The sequence below is a fragment of the Halorubrum marinum genome (assembly GCF_048381195.1).
Taxonomy (GTDB): domain Archaea; phylum Halobacteriota; class Halobacteria; order Halobacteriales; family Haloferacaceae; genus Halorubrum.
The window spans coordinates 412,352-426,589 of the sequence record NZ_JBLWMM010000006.1 but is presented as its reverse complement, the minus strand read 5'-3'; the positions used below and the strand labels follow the sequence as shown (position 1 = coordinate 426,589).

The 14,238-nt window shown below is 67.4% G+C and carries 15 protein-coding genes; 8 read left to right on the top strand and 7 right to left on the bottom strand.

The features are described from left to right. Nucleotides 1-22: 22 nt before the first annotated feature. A complete protein-coding gene (locus tag ACNSN4_RS11505) occupies nucleotides 23-1,348 on the bottom strand; it encodes a 5'-deoxyadenosine deaminase (protein WP_418285957.1) in 1,326 nt (441 codons plus the stop codon). A 110-nt stretch (nucleotides 1,349-1,458) separates the two neighbouring features. Then, on the bottom strand, nucleotides 1,459-1,869 hold the full coding sequence (locus ACNSN4_RS11500) for an SHOCT domain-containing protein (protein ID WP_418285956.1): 411 nt from the start codon (nucleotides 1,867-1,869) through the stop codon (nucleotides 1,459-1,461). 118 nt (nucleotides 1,870-1,987) lie between these two features. Here ACNSN4_RS11500 and ACNSN4_RS11495 point away from each other — a divergent pair, with 118 nt between their 5' ends. Next, on the top strand, nucleotides 1,988-2,653 hold the full coding sequence (locus tag ACNSN4_RS11495; protein WP_418285955.1) for a non-canonical purine NTP pyrophosphatase: 666 nt from the start codon (nucleotides 1,988-1,990) through the stop codon (nucleotides 2,651-2,653). A 36-nt stretch (nucleotides 2,654-2,689) separates the two neighbouring features. Here the strand turns inward: ACNSN4_RS11495 and ACNSN4_RS11490 are convergent, their stop codons facing one another. From ACNSN4_RS11490 to ACNSN4_RS11480, 3 genes are all read right to left on the bottom strand, one after another. Further along, nucleotides 2,690-4,030, bottom strand: coding sequence for an aminotransferase class III-fold pyridoxal phosphate-dependent enzyme (locus tag ACNSN4_RS11490; RefSeq protein WP_418285954.1), 1,341 nt, complete (start codon nucleotides 4,028-4,030; stop codon nucleotides 2,690-2,692). A 92-nt stretch (nucleotides 4,031-4,122) separates the two neighbouring features. Continuing rightward, complete coding sequence (locus ACNSN4_RS11485; RefSeq protein WP_050026987.1) at nucleotides 4,123-4,398, bottom strand: PadR family transcriptional regulator; 276 nt, start codon at nucleotides 4,396-4,398, stop codon at nucleotides 4,123-4,125. 479 nt (nucleotides 4,399-4,877) lie between these two features. Further along, a complete protein-coding gene (locus tag ACNSN4_RS11480) occupies nucleotides 4,878-5,024 on the bottom strand; it encodes a DUF8555 family protein (protein WP_418285953.1) in 147 nt (48 codons plus the stop codon). A 152-nt stretch (nucleotides 5,025-5,176) separates the two neighbouring features. Between ACNSN4_RS11480 and ACNSN4_RS11475 the strand changes: the two genes are divergently transcribed. The 4 genes from ACNSN4_RS11475 to ACNSN4_RS11460 all read left to right on the top strand — a co-directional run bounded on the left by ACNSN4_RS11475 (nucleotide 5,177) and on the right by ACNSN4_RS11460 (nucleotide 8,686). Continuing rightward, nucleotides 5,177-5,755: a DUF655 domain-containing protein gene (locus ACNSN4_RS11475; protein WP_418285952.1), complete on the top strand. Its 579-nt coding sequence runs from the start codon at nucleotides 5,177-5,179 to the stop codon at nucleotides 5,753-5,755. A 153-nt stretch (nucleotides 5,756-5,908) separates the two neighbouring features. Continuing rightward, complete coding sequence (locus tag ACNSN4_RS11470; RefSeq protein WP_418285951.1) at nucleotides 5,909-6,826, top strand: 16S ribosomal RNA methyltransferase A; 918 nt, start codon at nucleotides 5,909-5,911, stop codon at nucleotides 6,824-6,826. 7 nt (nucleotides 6,827-6,833) lie between these two features. Further along, nucleotides 6,834-8,027, top strand: coding sequence for a mechanosensitive ion channel family protein (locus tag ACNSN4_RS11465; RefSeq protein ID WP_418285950.1), 1,194 nt, complete (start codon nucleotides 6,834-6,836; stop codon nucleotides 8,025-8,027). After that, nucleotides 8,024-8,686, top strand: coding sequence for a HemK2/MTQ2 family protein methyltransferase (locus tag ACNSN4_RS11460; RefSeq protein WP_418285949.1), 663 nt, complete (start codon nucleotides 8,024-8,026; stop codon nucleotides 8,684-8,686). Before ACNSN4_RS11465 ends, ACNSN4_RS11460 begins: the two co-directional genes overlap by 4 nt. Before the next feature lie 82 nt (nucleotides 8,687-8,768). Here the strand turns inward: ACNSN4_RS11460 and ACNSN4_RS11455 are convergent, their stop codons facing one another. Continuing rightward, nucleotides 8,769-9,731 carry an ABC transporter substrate-binding protein gene (locus tag ACNSN4_RS11455; protein ID WP_418285948.1) on the bottom strand — a complete coding sequence of 321 codons (963 nt, stop codon included), beginning with the start codon at nucleotides 9,729-9,731 and terminating at the stop codon, nucleotides 8,769-8,771. Between the two features lie 109 nt (nucleotides 9,732-9,840). On the opposite strand from ACNSN4_RS11455, the gene ACNSN4_RS11450 reads away from it, so the two are divergent. The 3 genes from ACNSN4_RS11450 to ACNSN4_RS11440 all read left to right on the top strand — a co-directional run bounded on the left by ACNSN4_RS11450 (nucleotide 9,841) and on the right by ACNSN4_RS11440 (nucleotide 13,292). Further along, nucleotides 9,841-10,842 carry a 5-methyltetrahydropteroyltriglutamate--homocysteine methyltransferase gene (locus ACNSN4_RS11450; protein ID WP_418285947.1) on the top strand — a complete coding sequence of 334 codons (1,002 nt, stop codon included), beginning with the start codon at nucleotides 9,841-9,843 and terminating at the stop codon, nucleotides 10,840-10,842. Then, the gene (locus tag ACNSN4_RS11445) at nucleotides 10,842-11,912 is read left to right on the top strand and encodes a methionine synthase (protein ID WP_418285946.1); all 1,071 of its coding nucleotides are present in this window, start codon (nucleotides 10,842-10,844) and stop codon (nucleotides 11,910-11,912) included. The genes ACNSN4_RS11450 and ACNSN4_RS11445 overlap by 1 nt, the downstream gene beginning before the upstream one ends. Before the next feature lie 630 nt (nucleotides 11,913-12,542). Next, nucleotides 12,543-13,292: a sugar phosphate isomerase/epimerase family protein gene (locus ACNSN4_RS11440; protein WP_418285945.1), complete on the top strand. Its 750-nt coding sequence runs from the start codon at nucleotides 12,543-12,545 to the stop codon at nucleotides 13,290-13,292. Between the two features lie 12 nt (nucleotides 13,293-13,304). Here the strand turns inward: ACNSN4_RS11440 and ACNSN4_RS11435 are convergent, their stop codons facing one another. Further along, nucleotides 13,305-14,195, bottom strand: coding sequence for a DUF7547 family protein (locus ACNSN4_RS11435; protein WP_418285944.1), 891 nt, complete (start codon nucleotides 14,193-14,195; stop codon nucleotides 13,305-13,307). Nucleotides 14,196-14,238: the final 43 nt, after the last annotated feature.

Genomic DNA, 14,238 nt, shown 5'->3' with positions numbered 1-14,238 from the left:
TCTCCCTTCGAGACCGTCCCACTCAGCCATTGCTCACGTCGATCCCCGCCTCCTCGACCACGCGCTTCGCCTGGCGCGTGGCGCGCTCGCGGACCGCGTCGGCGTCGATACCGACGTGTTCCCCGTCGTCGTATCGGACCTCGCCGTCGACCATCGTGAAGACGACGTCGTCGCCGTGGGCCGCGTAGACGAGGTGCGAGAGCGGGTCGTGGATCGGCGTGGCACGGGTGCGATCGGTGGTGAGCCCGATCACGTCCGCGCGCTGCCCCTCGCGGAGGGTTCCGAGCCGGTCGAAACCGGCCGCGCGGGCCCCGTTCGTCGTGGCCATCTCCAAGACGGTCGAAGCGGGGAGCCGCGTCGGGTCCCCGGCGTCGACCTTCCCGAGGAGACTCGCCTGCCGCATCTCGGTGAACGGGTCGAGCGTGTTGTTACACGGGGGGCCGTCGTTGCCGAGCGCGACCGTGATCCCGCGCTCGAGGTAGTCGTGAACGGGCGCGATGCCGGAGGCGAGTTTCATGTTCGAGGAGGGGCAGTGAGTGACGACCGTGTCGGTCTCGGCGAGGGCCTCGCGCTCGCGCTCGTCGGTGTGCACGCAGTGGGCGAGCGTCACGTCCGGGCCGGTGAGCCCGACCTCGTCGAGCCACAGGACGTTTCGGCGACCGGTGTCGGCCTCGACCGCCTCGATCTCGTCTTCGTTCTCGCTGGCGTGGGTGTGGATCGTCACGCCGTCGTACCGGTCGGCTATCTCGCGGCACCCGCGGAGGCACGCCTCGCTGCAGGTGACGGCGAACCGCGGGGTGACCGCGTACCGCACCCGGCCGTCGGCGGCGCCGTGGTACTCGCGGATCAGCGCTTCGCTCTCCGCGAGGGCGGCGTCGGTGTCCTCCAGCAGACCGTTCGGCGAATCCTTGTCCATGAGCACTTTCCCGAGACGAGCGCGGATCCCCGTCTCGATCGCGGCCTCGAACGCCTCCGCGGCGTGGTTCACGGAGAGGTGGTCGACGACCGTGGTCGTCCCGGACTCGAGACACTCCAGATATCCCAACTCGGCCGCGGCTCGGGTCGCGTCGGCGTCCATCGCGGCCTCCATCGGGAGCACGGCGTCGAACAGCCAGTCGAGTAAGGCGTCGTCGTCGGCGATCCCCCGCCCCAGCGACTGCACCGAGTGCACGTGCCCGCCGATCAGCCCGGGCGCGACGATGTCGACGTCGCGCCGCTCGTGGTCGGGGTACTGCTCACGGAGGGGCTCTACGTCGCCGACCGCGGTGATTCGGTCGCCGTCGACGACGACTGCGCCGTCGGGAACGACGGTCTCGGGGTCCGCGATAACGGTTCCGGCGATCAACATGTCCGTCCGTTCCTGACGGTGGGCTCTTAAGAGGGTGTCCCTCGCGGGTCGGCGGCGAGTGACGGGGTCGGCGGAGCGGCGACGCGAACACCGCCGGGCTCCGCCGTTCGCTACTCGAACTCCGTCTCGCGCTCGCGTCGGTCTGCGGAGTCGCGTCGATCCGTGGAGCCGATGTCGGCCCGATCCGCCAGATCCTCGGTCTCCAGCAACCGGTCGAGCCGTCGCTCGAACTCCTCCTCGCCGATCTCGCCGGTCGCGTACCGCTCGCGGAGCGTCTCCAGCGGGTCGGCGTCGGTCGTCACCGCAGACTCCTCGGTTGTCTCCTCGGATCCGACGAGCGGGAAGTCATCGCCGAGCAACAGCACCAACGGAATGAGCACGAAGAACCCGAGGATGAACGTGGCGGGGATCAGCGCTTCGAGCGCCCCCGAGAGGAGGACGGCGAACAGCGCCGTGAGCCCGAACGAGAGGACCGCGATGACCCCGACCAGCCGCATCCGCTCGAACGTCGGGAGGGCCATGTCGCATACAGGTAGGTGAACCAACAAAAACGTACTGCCGGGATTCCGGCGGTCGAGTCGGCGGGCACGCGACCCGCCGACCGACGGCTATTCGTTTCGGCCGCCCTCACCGACGAACGTGCTCAGATACGTGACGACGAACCCCGGGAAGGTGCGCGAGGCGGAGTGCTATCTGCCGGACGGCTCGGTGGATCAGCTCGATTTCGATTACACGGAGATCCAGGCCGAGGAGCTCGGCCCGATCGCGGCGCGCGGCGCGCGCGAGGCGTACCACCACGCCGACGGTCCGGTGCTCGTCGACGACGCCGGACTGTTCATCGAGGGGCTCGGCGGGTTCCCCGGTCCGTACTCCGCGTACGTCGAGGAGACGCTCGGAATCGACCGAGTACACGAGATCGCGGACGACCTCGACGACCGCCGAGCCGCCTTCCGGTGTACCCTCGGCTACTGCGACGGCGACGCGTTCGCGGCGAGCCCCGACCCGGTCGATCGCGGGGAGCGGACCGCGGCCGCCGCGGCGGGTCCCGGAGACGCGGCGAGTGCCGGAGACGCGACGGCCGACTCGGACGAGGCCGCGGCCGCCGACGCCCTCCCGGTCAAGCTGTTCGAGGGGTACGTCCCCGGCCGGATCGTCGCGCCGCGCGGCGACGGCGGGTTCGGCTACGACCCGATCTTCGAACACGACGGCGAGACCTTCGCCGAGATGGACACCGACCGGAAGAACGCGATCTCGCACCGCGGCCGTGCCCTCGAGAAGTTCGCGGACTGGTACGCGGAGCGATAGCGGGACGATCGATCTGCTCGCAGTCGGCGGGGTTGATCAGGCCGCGTCCTCGATCGCGGCCGTCAGCAGCTCGCAACCGAGATCGATCTCGCGTTCGGTGACGTCGAGCGGCGGGAGAATCCGGAGCACGTCGTAGCCGCACGCGAGCGTGAGGAGCCCCCGTGCGAACGCCCGTTCGAGAACCGCGTCACGGCGCTCTTTCGAGTCGAACTCGAGGGCGAGCAGCAGCCCCTTCCCGCGGACGTCGTCGACGCCGTCGAGGTCGGCGTCGCGCATCGTCTCTTTGAACTGGCGGCCCCGGACCGTCGCGTTGTCCATCAGGCCGTGCTCGCGGATCGCGTCGAGCGTGAGCGCGCCCTGCGCGGAGGCGATGATGTCGCCCGCGCCCCACGTCGAGGAGAGCCGGCCCGTCTCTTCGGGGAACACGTCCGATCTGGAGATCGTCGCGCCGACCCGGAGCCCCTTCGCGCTCGAAATCACGTCCGGTTCGAGCGCGTAGTGGTCCGAGCCCCACAGCTCGCCGGTACGACCGACGCCCGACTGGATCTCGTCGGCGATCAGGGTGATGTCGTGCTCGTCGACCAAGGACGCGATCTCGTCCGTGAACGCGTCGGAGGGGAACCGGTACCCGCCTTCGCCTTGGATCGGCTCCATGATCAGGTAGGCGACGTCCTCCGGAGCGATGTGTCCGCGCTCAGGGTCGAGCTTCTCGCGGAGCCGGGAGACGCCGTCGACGAAGAACCCGCACGAACAGGTGTCGGGCGTGCAGTTCCGGTCGTCACAGAACGGGGCGTCGTGGACGGTGCTGATCTCGGGGAACTCCCGGCGGTACACGGATTTAGACCGGTTGAGCGAGAGCGCGCCGAGGGTCCGCCCGTGGAAGGCGCCGTCGAAGGTGATCGCGTACTTCGCGCCCCCGGAGTCGTCGTACGCGATCTTGATGGCGTTCTCGACCGCCTCCGCGCCGGAGTTCGAGAGGAAGACGGTGTCCATGTCGTAGTGGGACGTGATATCGGTGAGCCGGTCCATCAGCCCCGAGGCGCCGGGCACCCCGTCGCCCGGCGATTCGCCGCCAGCGACGTAGAAGTCCTGTCCGGCGATCTTCAGCGGGTCGACGAGGTCGAACTCCGCGAGCGGCTCCATGATCAGCGGGTTGTTGTAGCCGAGCGGGGCGGCGGCGACGTGGCTGGTGAAATCGAGGAGGACGTTGCCGTCGACATCGGTACAGAAGGGACCCTCGGCCGGAGCCGTTCGGTCCCAGACGAACTCGTAGACGTACGTGCTCGGCGCGGCCGACTCGTGGTGGTACTCGACCCACTCCCGCGCGCGCTCGCCCGGGAGGTCAGAGACGTCGGGGGTGGCCGTATCGCGATTCATGCCCGTGTGTGACACCCGACGCGAATAAAATCAACCCGGTATCCGGATCGTTGAAGAAACGTCCAACTGTACGGCAGAACGGAGAGAACCGGTCAGTGATCGACGTACTGCGACTCCCACTCGGTCCGAGCGTCGATCTCGCGCCGTCCGCGACGGGTCAGCGTGTAGTAGTTCGTCCGGCGGTCGCGCTGCCCCTTCTCGACCAGTCCCTTCTCGACGAGCGTGTCGAGGTTCGGATACAGCCGGCCGTGGTGGATCTCTTTTTCGTAGTAGTCTTCGAGTTCCTCCTTGATGGCCAGTCCGTGAGGTTCGTCCAAGCCGGCGATTACGTAGAGCAGGTCACGCTGGAAACCTGTGAGGTCGTACATACAACTGTTCGTACATACCCATTGTAAATAAATAAATATACCGTTACAATAAGCGCCGAATCGGCCTTCGACGCATCCAGGTTCCTCGATTCGTGGACCTGGGTTCTGTCAAACGAATAAATATAATCTGCGATCGTATCCGATCCCGCCGCCCTCAACTTCATTTAGTGTATGTGACAGGTGTGACAAACCGAGCCGGATCGAGCTGAATTCTCGCGGGCCGGTCACGGATCGAATCGCGAGGGACTGGGCGTACGGGTCACTCGCTGCTCGCGGCGCTGGCGCTCGACAAATTGGTTTCCGGGTTTGCGAAAGAGACACGCCCGACGCGGAAAAAAGCCGCGTCGGGCCTGTCAGTTGGTCCCCGCTGACGCTTCGGCCCTCCAGACGAAGCGTCACGTGATGGTACATCGTTCCGACTGATAAACCTAACGAGCGCGCGCCACAGGTGTTCGCCGACGCACATGTATCGGCACCGATCACATGTGTTCTTCCTCTAACACCCATCCGAGCGCCCGTTTGTAATGGGTGAAGAGCTCCTCGACGCCGCGATGGCTCATCTCCTCGTCGTCCAACTGCTCGCACAGGAACTCGTACTGCTCGCGGATCTCCGATTCGGAGCGCATGCCTCTGCGTACGGCCCGGACGCCGATAGTGTTGTGGCCGATCGCGACACGACCGGAACATCGTCGGTGACACGCCGGCTGCGACCGAACCCCGCCGCCGAGAACCCCCGTCCGGCGGCGGTTTTTTCACGTTTCAAACCGATAACACAACTATGACAGATCCCGACCCCGACGCGGCAGACGCGGACGCCGGTCCGACGGTAGTCCTGTTGGACGTGTTACCCAACGGACGTCCGGACGACGAGCGCCCGCAGTACCGGAAGTCACCGGTCGCCTACGGGCTCGGGACCGAGTCGTTCCGGCTGTACGAGCTCGCGCTCGACGACGAGGCGGACGTCTCCGTGAGCGACCGGATCGCACTCGACGGACCGCTGGTCGGTCGCTACCGTGAGATGTCGTTCGATGACATCACTCGAAACGCGGCCGCCGAGGTCGAGTACGCCGTCGCGGACATCGTCGAGAGCGACGAGCGGCGATTCGTCGACTTCTACAACGAGGCCGGACCGATCACGCTTCGACTTCACCAGCTCAACCTCCTCCCAGGAATCGGGAAGAAGCTCCGGAACGGCATCCTCGACGAGCGGAAGCGCGGTCCGTTCGAGAGCTTCGAGGAGGTGTCGGAGCGGGTCTCCGGGCTTCACCGTCCCCGAGAGGTGATTGTTGAGCGGATCGTGGAGGAGATCCAAGAGGAGGACCTGAAGTACCGGCGGTTCGCCGGACGCGAGGAGTGAGGAATCGGCGGCCTAGCGGTATCGACGTCGGGTTGTCGACACCGGGTTGTCGACGCCGCGGTCCACGTGTGCGGCGCGGCCACCGGACCCGCGTGCGGCGCAGCCGACGCACCGAAACGGGACTTTTACCCGGAACGACGGAGTAACGCGTCTATGACCGACTCATCGACGGGCGTGGGCGCGGCGTACGGGGACCGCGACCCCGATGCGCTCGCGCGACGCGCCGGGGAGCGCGCGAACCCCGACCGCGACCAGCACTTCCTCGTCGACGACCGCGTCCTCGACCGAATCCCGACGTACCTCCCGGACGACGCGGACGCGAGTCACCTCCTCGAGATCGGCGGCGGCGCGGGCGCGCTCACCGACCGCCTCTTGGCGACGATCACGTCCACCGAGAGCGCCGACGGGGACGCCGAAACGCGGGGCGGCCGTCTCACCGTGATCGAGCGGGACAGAAACTTCGCCGATTTCCTCCGCCAGGAGTTCGCCGCCGCGGTCGACGACGGCCTGCTGGACGTGATCGAGGGCGACGCGCTCGACGTCGATCTCCCGCCGTTTACCGCCTGCGTCTCCAACCTCCCGTACGGCGTCTCCTCCGAGATCGCCTTCCGGCTGCTTCCCGAGGGGAAGCCGCTCGTGTTGATGTTCCAAGCGGAGTTCGCCGAGCGGATGGTGGCGTCTGCGGGTGAATCGGAGTACGGCCGGCTCTCCGTCTCCGCCCAGCACTACGCCGCCGTCGAGATCGTCGAGCGCGTCCCGAAGGAGGCCTTCGACCCGCAACCGGCGGTCGAGAGCGCGATCGTGCGCTGTACGCCCCGTGACCCCGACTACGAGGTCGGCGACGAGGCGTTCTTCCTCCGGTTCGTGAAGGCGCTTTTCACCCAGCGCCGAAAGACGGTCCGAAACGCGATCCGTAACACCGGCCACATCTCCGGGCTCGGAGATCCGGACGCCGTCGTCGACGCCGCGGACGAGGACCTGTTGCGCCGCCGTCCCGGCACGCTGGACCCGTCGGCGTTCGCGGCCCTCGCGGAGCTCGCCCGCGGACACGGCTCACCGACAGAGGTGTGACACCTCGATGAGTTCGCTCGAGGGCGCGGTCTGGGCCGCGGTTTCGGTCGTGTCCACCGCGGACCCGTCCGGCGATTTCTACGGCGTACTCACCGGAAACACCGAGCGCGTTCTCGCCTCGCTGCTTATCGGTGTCGCCGTCCTCGGCGTGCGCCTGCTCGTCGGGTGGGCGAAGAAGCGCAACGGCGAGCTCTCTTCGATGCAGCGCCTCCTGCTGTCGACGACCGTTGCCACCGCGACTGCGGTCGGCGCCCTCTCTTTACTCGCAGTGTGGGACCGCAGCGGTGCGCTCCGTGACGCATACGACGCGGCGATGGTGGCGGACCAGCTGTCGAACGTCGTGCTCGCGGTGGTCGTGCTGGCGAGCGCGTACGCCGTCACGGACTTTTTCAGCGGGGTCATCCGGGAGGTGTCCGCCGAGAGCACGGCGCTCACGGACCATCAGGAGGAGGTGATCCGCAGACTCACGCAGCTGTCGGTGTACACGTTCGCGCTGCTCGTCGTGGTCGGACTGTTCACCGACAACGTCGGCAGTCTCCTCGTCGGGGCGGGCTTTTTAGGGATCGTGGTCGGGATGGCGGCTCGCCAGACGCTCGGCGCGGTGTTGGCCGGGTTCGTGTTGATGTTCTCGCGGCCGTTCGAGGTGGGCGACTGGGTGGCGATCGGCGACCACGAGGGGACCGTCACGGAGATATCGATCATGAGCACGCGGCTGCGATCGTTCGACGGCGAGATGATCACGGTGCCGAACGACACCGTTCGGTCGGGCTCGATCGTCGATCGGTCGCGTCGGAACCGCCTGCGGATCGAGATCGAGGTCGGCGTCGACTACGACACGGACATCGAGCGTGCGGCCGCGCTGATCGCGGAGACGGTCGCCGACACCGACGACATCGCGGCGATGCCCGAGCCCGGCGTGGTGACGAAGCGGTTCGGCGATTCGGCGGTCGTGCTCGGCGTCCGCTACTGGATCCGCAACCCGAGTATGCGGAAGCGCTGGCGGACGCAGACCGCGGCGATGAACGCGATCAAGTCCGCGCTGGAGGAGGCGGGGATTACGATCCCCTTCCCGCAGCAGACGCTCTCCGCTCGGGAGTCCGGATCGTCCGAGCCGCAGTTGGACGCATCGGTCGAGGAGCGGGCGGTGACGCGCGGAGGGTCTCACGGCTCCGCAGACGGAAACGGGGGTGCGGACAGATGAGCGACCGAGAGCGCGCCAAGAACGCAGACGCCGGCCGGGAGAGGGCCGAGCGCGCGGACGGCGAGCGGGCCGACGCGGAGTCGAGTTCCGACCTCGCCGCGCGCCGCGGGCTCGACGAGGCGGTCGTCTATCAACCGGCCGAGGACTCGGGGCTCCTCGCGGAGGCGGCCGTCGAGACGGCCCACGGTCGCGTGCTAGAGGTCGGGACGGGGTCCGGCTGGGTCGCGGCGCAGATTTCCGCAGAACGCGGTCTCGACGTGGTCGGCAGCGACCTCAATCCGCACGCGGCTCGGCAGGCGCGAGAGCGGGGCGTGGAGTGTGTCGTCGCTGATCTTCTGGCCCCCTTCCAAGCGGACGCCTTCGACACCGTCTGTTTCAATCCGCCGTACCTCCCCACCGATCCGGACAACGAGTGGGGCGACTGGATGGAGCACGCGCTCTCGGGCGGCGAGTCGGGTCGCGAACTCATTGAACCGTTCCTCACCGACGTGGGTCGGGTGCTCGCACCCGGCGGAGTCGTCCTGCTCCTCGTCTCCTCGCTGACGGGGTACGACGCGGTGCTCGCGTTGATCGAGGATTCTGGGTTCGAACACGAGGTCGTCGTCGAGGACTCGTTCCCGTTCGAGACGCTCACGGTGCTCGCGCTGCGTCGGTCGTAGCCGTTCGCCGCCGGCGACGCTCGGGGGGTCCCGCCCGGGATTACCCCCCCGATATCGGGCATCGAGACGCGGCGGAGATGCGTCAGTTCGTCGCCGCAGACTCGCCCTCGCCCCCCGAGAGGCGCCGGACCCTCTCCCCCGACTCCTCGAACCGATCGGGTCGGATCACGGTCGCTAACGCCTCCAGGGTGTCGACGACGCGGTGGCTGTGGCGGTTGAGATACGCGGTGCCGTCCATGGCGTACACCCGTCCGTCACGCACCGCCGCGAGGTCGTCGAACCGGTTCCGATCCAGCAGTTCGGCTGCCGCCCGCTCTGCCTCGCGAACATCGGCGCCGCAGGGGCCGACGACGACGACTTCGGGATCGAAGTCGCGCAGCTCCGCGGGACCGATCTTCCTCGACCGCTCGCCGCCCGACACAATCCCGGACTCCCCGCCGGCGATCCGGATCAGGTCGGGGACCCAGAGCCCGGCGTGGCGGAGCGGATCGGTCCAGTCGAGGACCGCGACCCGTGGGGCGTCGTGGGCCGCGGCGTCGTGGGCCGCGGCGTCGTGGGCCGCGGCGTCGGGACTATCGACGGCGACGGCGTCGGCGACGGCGTCGATCCGCGATTCGAGCCGCGAACGGAGGACCACACCGGCCTCGTGCCGCCCGATCGCTTCCGCGATCCGTTCGACGTTCGCGAGGACGTCGTCGAGGTCGTCGGCGTGGACGTCGAGCACCGTCGCGTCGAGGTCAAGCCGTTCGACGCCCCGCCGCGCGAGACCGGCGTCGAGCGCGCAGACGCCGCAGACGCCCTGCGTGAGCACCATGTCCGGATCGGCCGCGGCCAGCGCGTCGCCGTCGAGGTAGTACACGTCGTCGTGCGCGACGATCCGGTCGTCCGTCTCGGGGTCGCCGTCGAGATCCCGAACCAACCCGGTGAGCGTCGGTCGCTCCGCCACCGATTGCGGATAGTCGCACTGATGTGAGACCGCGGCGGGGGATGCCCCGAGCGCCGCGACCACCTCGGTGGCGGACGGGAAGAGGGAAACGACGGTCATACGCTCGGATCCACGGCCGTCGTGGTAACTGTTCGGCCTCTCGAAAAATAACCCCGATACATAAAACACATTAGCAAATATTATACGACGGCATATCGAACGATCGGTGATGACTGAACGAGTCGCAGCCACGCCGGGGCTGTACCCGCTTCCGGACTGGGCGAAAGAGACGCTCTCGGACCTCAAGGGCCATCAGAAGGGTGACCTGTTAAGCGGCGACGAGAGCGAGGAGATCGTCGAACAGTACGACGAGGTGCGCGCGGAGTACGTCGACGACCAGCTGGACGCCGGCCTCGACCGGATCGTCGAGGGCCAGGGTCGCTGGGACGACATGATCGCGCACCCCCTTACCGTCCACGACAGCGTCGAGACCGGCGGGATCGTCCGCTACTACGACAACAACAACTTCTACCGCGACCCGCGGGTCGTCGACGACCTCGACTTCTCCGGCGACGTGGCACGCGAGCTGGAATCCGCGGTCGAACTGATCGACGGCGAGGCCCCGCTGGCCGCGACCCTCCCGGGACCCTACTCGCTCGCGCGGCTCGCGACCGACGAGCACTACGGCGACGAGGCCGAGTTTCAGGCCGCGATCGCCGAGTTCCTCGCCGGAGAGATCGAGGCGTTCCCCGCCCACGAGACGCTGTTCCTCGTCGAGCCGTCGCTGGTGACGAACCCGCCCGCCGAGGGCGAGGAATCGACCGCGACGGACGCGATTTCGACGGTCGCCGACGCGACCGACGCCGAGGTCGTCGTGCAGACCTCGTACGGCGCACTCGATGAGAAGCTGTACGCGCACCTCGTCGACGAGGCGGGCGCGGACGCGCTCGGGCTCGATCTGGTCGCCGGTGACCGCGAAGATACCGTCTACAACGTCCAAGAGTTCGGATCCACCGACTCGCTCGCGCTCGGACTCGTCGACGGGCAGAACACGCTCGTCGAGGAGCCGGAGACGATCGCCGAGCGCGTCGAGTGGTTCGAGTCACAGGTCCCCGCGGAAGGCTTTGACACCACCTACCTGACCCCGAACACCGAGCTGTTCTACCTGCCTGCGAACAAGTACCGCGCGAAGCTGAACACGCTGGCCGCCGCCACGGAGGTGCTCGAGTAATGGTCCGAAATCCGTCCGCCAACCGCGAACAGTTCCGCCCGCACGACCACCCGAACGACGCGTTCCTGTTGACGACCGTCGTCGGCTCGTACCCGAAGCCGAAATGGCTCAACCGGGCCGACGAACTCGTCGACGACCCGGACTCGAAGTTCGACGAGTCGGACCTCGAAGAGGCGCACGACGACGCCTGTCGTCTCATCACGCACGAACACGAACGCGCCGGTCTCGACACCGTCGTCGACGGCGAGATGCGCCGCAACGAGATGGTCGAGTTCTTCGCCGACCGCATCGACGGCTACGAGTTCAACGGCCCCGTGAAGGTGTGGGGCCACAACTACTTCGACAAGCCGAGCGTCGTCGAGGAAGTCGCGTACGACGAGCCGTGGCTCGTCGACGAGTTCGAGTTCACCTCGAACGTCGCCGAGCGCCCGGTAAAGGTGCCCATCACGGGGCCGTACACGCTCGGCTTCTGGGCGTTCAACGAGGCGTACCCCTCGACGGAGGAGCTCGTGTACGACCTCGCGGACCTCGTGAACGAGGAGGTCGAGAAGCTCGTCGAGGCGGGCGCTCGCTACATCCAGATCGACGAGCCCGCGCTCGCGACGACGCCCGAGGACCACGCCATCGTCGGCGAGGCGCTCGAACGGATCGTCTCGGGCATCGACGAGGAGGTCCGTATCGGCCTCCACGTCTGTTACGGCGACTACTCGCGGATCTACCCCGAGATCAACGACTACCCGATCGACGAGTTCGACGTGGAGCTGTGTAACGGCGACTTCGAGCAGATCCCCACGTTCACCGATCCCGAATTCGAGCCCGACCTCGCGCTCGGCGTCGTCGACGCCCACACGGCCGAGGTGGAGCCCGTCGAGGATATCAAGGAAAACATCCGGCAGGGCCTCCGCGTCGTCCCACCGGAGAAACTCACTATCTCGCCCGACTGCGGCCTGAAGCTGCTCCCGCGCGACATCGCCTACGGCAAGACCGAGAACATGGTCAAAGCCGTACGCGAGGTCGAAGCGGAGATCGATTCGGGTGAGATCGACGTCGAGAATCCGCTCGACGACTGAAGCGGCGCTGTTGAATGTTATTCGTTCGGTATATTTCCTGCAGAGCCAGCCGTGAGGCCACTTTGTGATCAACTGCGGGAGTGAGTGTGCAGATCGATGGCAGCGACATAATGTTTAAACAACCACGAGCGACGGCGACGATTGTATATAAAAGCGGTGCGGTGGCGCGCCCCGGTGAGCGGCCTTTTGGCCGCTCGCCGACGGTGCGAGGGAGTCGGACCGGCGCGGCTGCGCCGGTCCGACGAGGCTGGGGAGGTGAGAGGTGCGGTTGCTGTGCGGGGCGGGTGGGACTCTAAGGGGCAGTCGCGAGGACGAAGCACGGCGACGTAAGCACTGGAAGGAGCGAACGGAAGTGAGCGACTGAAGCGCACAACGAGCCGCGCGAGTCCTCGCGACTGGGGCTTTGAAGGCCGTCATCGCAGAGTCATCGATCACCGATAAACAGCCGACAGCAACACCACTCAATGACTTATAAACAACTGAGCAACCGTACTGCGACACTCCTTCCGCTATCGATCGCCGCTGTGGCTGTACTGAGCGATTGCAGTATATAACGCGGTCAACTGGATCGCAACAGGACTACCGAATCGGCGGCATCACGTATAAACCGACGCCGCTCGGACCGCCGACATGGACATCGGCCTCACCGTCGGCGACGACCTCGATCGGCTCGCGGCGGCCTCGGAGCGGTTCGACTTCTACGAGCTCGGGATCGGCGAGCCGACGCTCGTGCCGGGGGATATCGACACCGACCGGCTCGATCGGGCGCTCGCGGACCGGGACCTGCTCGTGCATCTCCCGTACAGCCAGCCGCTGACGAGCTACGCGCCCGAGGTCAACGACGCGATCGTCGCCTACCAGCGCCGCCTGCTCGACGCGGCGGGCACTCTCGGTGCTGAAAAGGCAGTGCTCCACGCGACCTCGGCCGACCGCGACGACGTCGGCTTCCGCGACGTGGCGACCGAGCAGCTGCAACGCGTCGCCGACGCCGGCCGCGCGGCGGGCGTCGAGGTCGTCGTCGAGAACGTCGGACACCAACACAAGGGGATCCAGCTCTCGATCCTCGGCGAGATCGCTGACGAGACGGATACACCCGTCTGCTTCGACGTGGGACACGCGTACATGGAGGGCGGAAACAAAGCGATCAAACGGTTCCTCCGCGGCCACGGCGATCAGATCTCTCACCTCCACTGTCACGACGTGCGACGCCGGGGGGACACGCACATCCCGGTCGGCGCGGGCGAAGTCGACTACGGCGTCGTCGAAGCCGAGCTGTCGGGGTTCGACGGGACCGTCGCGATAGAAGTGTTCACGGACGACGAAGCGCTGCTCGCCGATTCCGCCGAGCGCGTCGCGGAGCGGCTCGGGGCGGAGTTCTGACCCTCGGGCGCGCTAGGCGGCGCGTGCGTCGCCGTCGGGGTCGTCGTCCGAACCGTCGTCGTCCGAACCGTCGTCGGGGTCGGCCTCGTCTGACTCGTTGCCCTCTTCGCCGTTATCGCTCCCCTCGACATCGTCTCTTTCCTCGGCGTCGTCGCCGTCGACCTGCCGTCTGATGGACTCCAGTTCGGACTCCACGTCGACCTCGGGCGAGGGGGTATCGTCGACTTCGTCGGCCGTCTCGGTCGGGTCGCTGCGGTCGTCGTCGGGGTCCGTCACGTCGATCTGAATCCCGCCGGTCTCGGCACTATCAGCCGCGTCATCGCCGTCGACCGCATCGTCACGGCTATCCCTGCCGCCGCGGCTGCCGGTCCGTCTGTCCGTCTCGCGCCGGTCTCCTCGACGCGCCGAGTCGACCTCCCGGCGACTCTCCTCGATTCGCGATTCGATCTCCGCGGTGAGATCGCGCGCGTCCGCGATGATCGAACGAGAAGCGGCCTCTTCGGGGAGGTCGGCCTCCGACAGCGCGGTGCGAAGCTCCGAGAGCGACCGTGCGAGACCGGCGCTCGCGCCGTCACGGACCTCGCCGAGACGGTCGACGGAGGCACCCGTTTCGTCGCCGATGCGTCGCCCGGAGTCGGCCAATCGGAGCGTCCCCTGCAGGAGTTCGAGCGACTTGATCGTCGTCTCGAGGAGGGCGATGATCGTCGGGATGGTATACCGCTCGGTGAAGCGGACGAGCTCGGAGAGGCTGGGCGGCCGCGGGGGCCCGCGGCGGTCGCGTTCGGTCTCGCGGAGATCGCGGCGGAGCTCGGTCAGCACGTCTTCGAGCTCGTCGAGCCGGTCCTCGAGGTCGGCGTCGCCCCCTCGCCTGCGGTCGTCGCGTCGGTCGTCGCGGGAACTCATGGCGCACCGTAGGCGGTCAGCGGATAAAAAGCCCGGCCGACGC

Coding starts and splice junctions, on each gene's coding strand:
- ACNSN4_RS11505 (WP_418285957.1), bottom strand. CDS start 1,348: ATGTTGATCGCCGGAACCGTTATCGCGGACCCCGAGACCGTCGTTCCC.
- ACNSN4_RS11500 (WP_418285956.1), bottom strand. CDS start 1,869: ATGGCCCTCCCGACGTTCGAGCGGATGCGGCTGGTCGGGGTCATCGCG.
- ACNSN4_RS11490 (WP_418285954.1), bottom strand. CDS start 4,030: ATGAATCGCGATACGGCCACCCCCGACGTCTCTGACCTCCCGGGCGAG.
- ACNSN4_RS11485 (WP_050026987.1), bottom strand. CDS start 4,398: ATGTACGACCTCACAGGTTTCCAGCGTGACCTGCTCTACGTAATCGCC.
- ACNSN4_RS11480 (WP_418285953.1), bottom strand. CDS start 5,024: ATGCGCTCCGAATCGGAGATCCGCGAGCAGTACGAGTTCCTGTGCGAG.
- ACNSN4_RS11475 (WP_418285952.1), top strand. CDS start 5,177: ATGACAGATCCCGACCCCGACGCGGCAGACGCGGACGCCGGTCCGACG.
- ACNSN4_RS11470 (WP_418285951.1), top strand. CDS start 5,909: ATGACCGACTCATCGACGGGCGTGGGCGCGGCGTACGGGGACCGCGAC.
- ACNSN4_RS11465 (WP_418285950.1), top strand. CDS start 6,834: ATGAGTTCGCTCGAGGGCGCGGTCTGGGCCGCGGTTTCGGTCGTGTCC.
- ACNSN4_RS11460 (WP_418285949.1), top strand. CDS start 8,024: ATGAGCGACCGAGAGCGCGCCAAGAACGCAGACGCCGGCCGGGAGAGG.
- ACNSN4_RS11455 (WP_418285948.1), bottom strand. CDS start 9,731: ATGACCGTCGTTTCCCTCTTCCCGTCCGCCACCGAGGTGGTCGCGGCG.
- ACNSN4_RS11450 (WP_418285947.1), top strand. CDS start 9,841: ATGACTGAACGAGTCGCAGCCACGCCGGGGCTGTACCCGCTTCCGGAC.
- ACNSN4_RS11445 (WP_418285946.1), top strand. CDS start 10,842: ATGGTCCGAAATCCGTCCGCCAACCGCGAACAGTTCCGCCCGCACGAC.
- ACNSN4_RS11440 (WP_418285945.1), top strand. CDS start 12,543: ATGGACATCGGCCTCACCGTCGGCGACGACCTCGATCGGCTCGCGGCG.
- ACNSN4_RS11435 (WP_418285944.1), bottom strand. CDS start 14,195: ATGAGTTCCCGCGACGACCGACGCGACGACCGCAGGCGAGGGGGCGAC.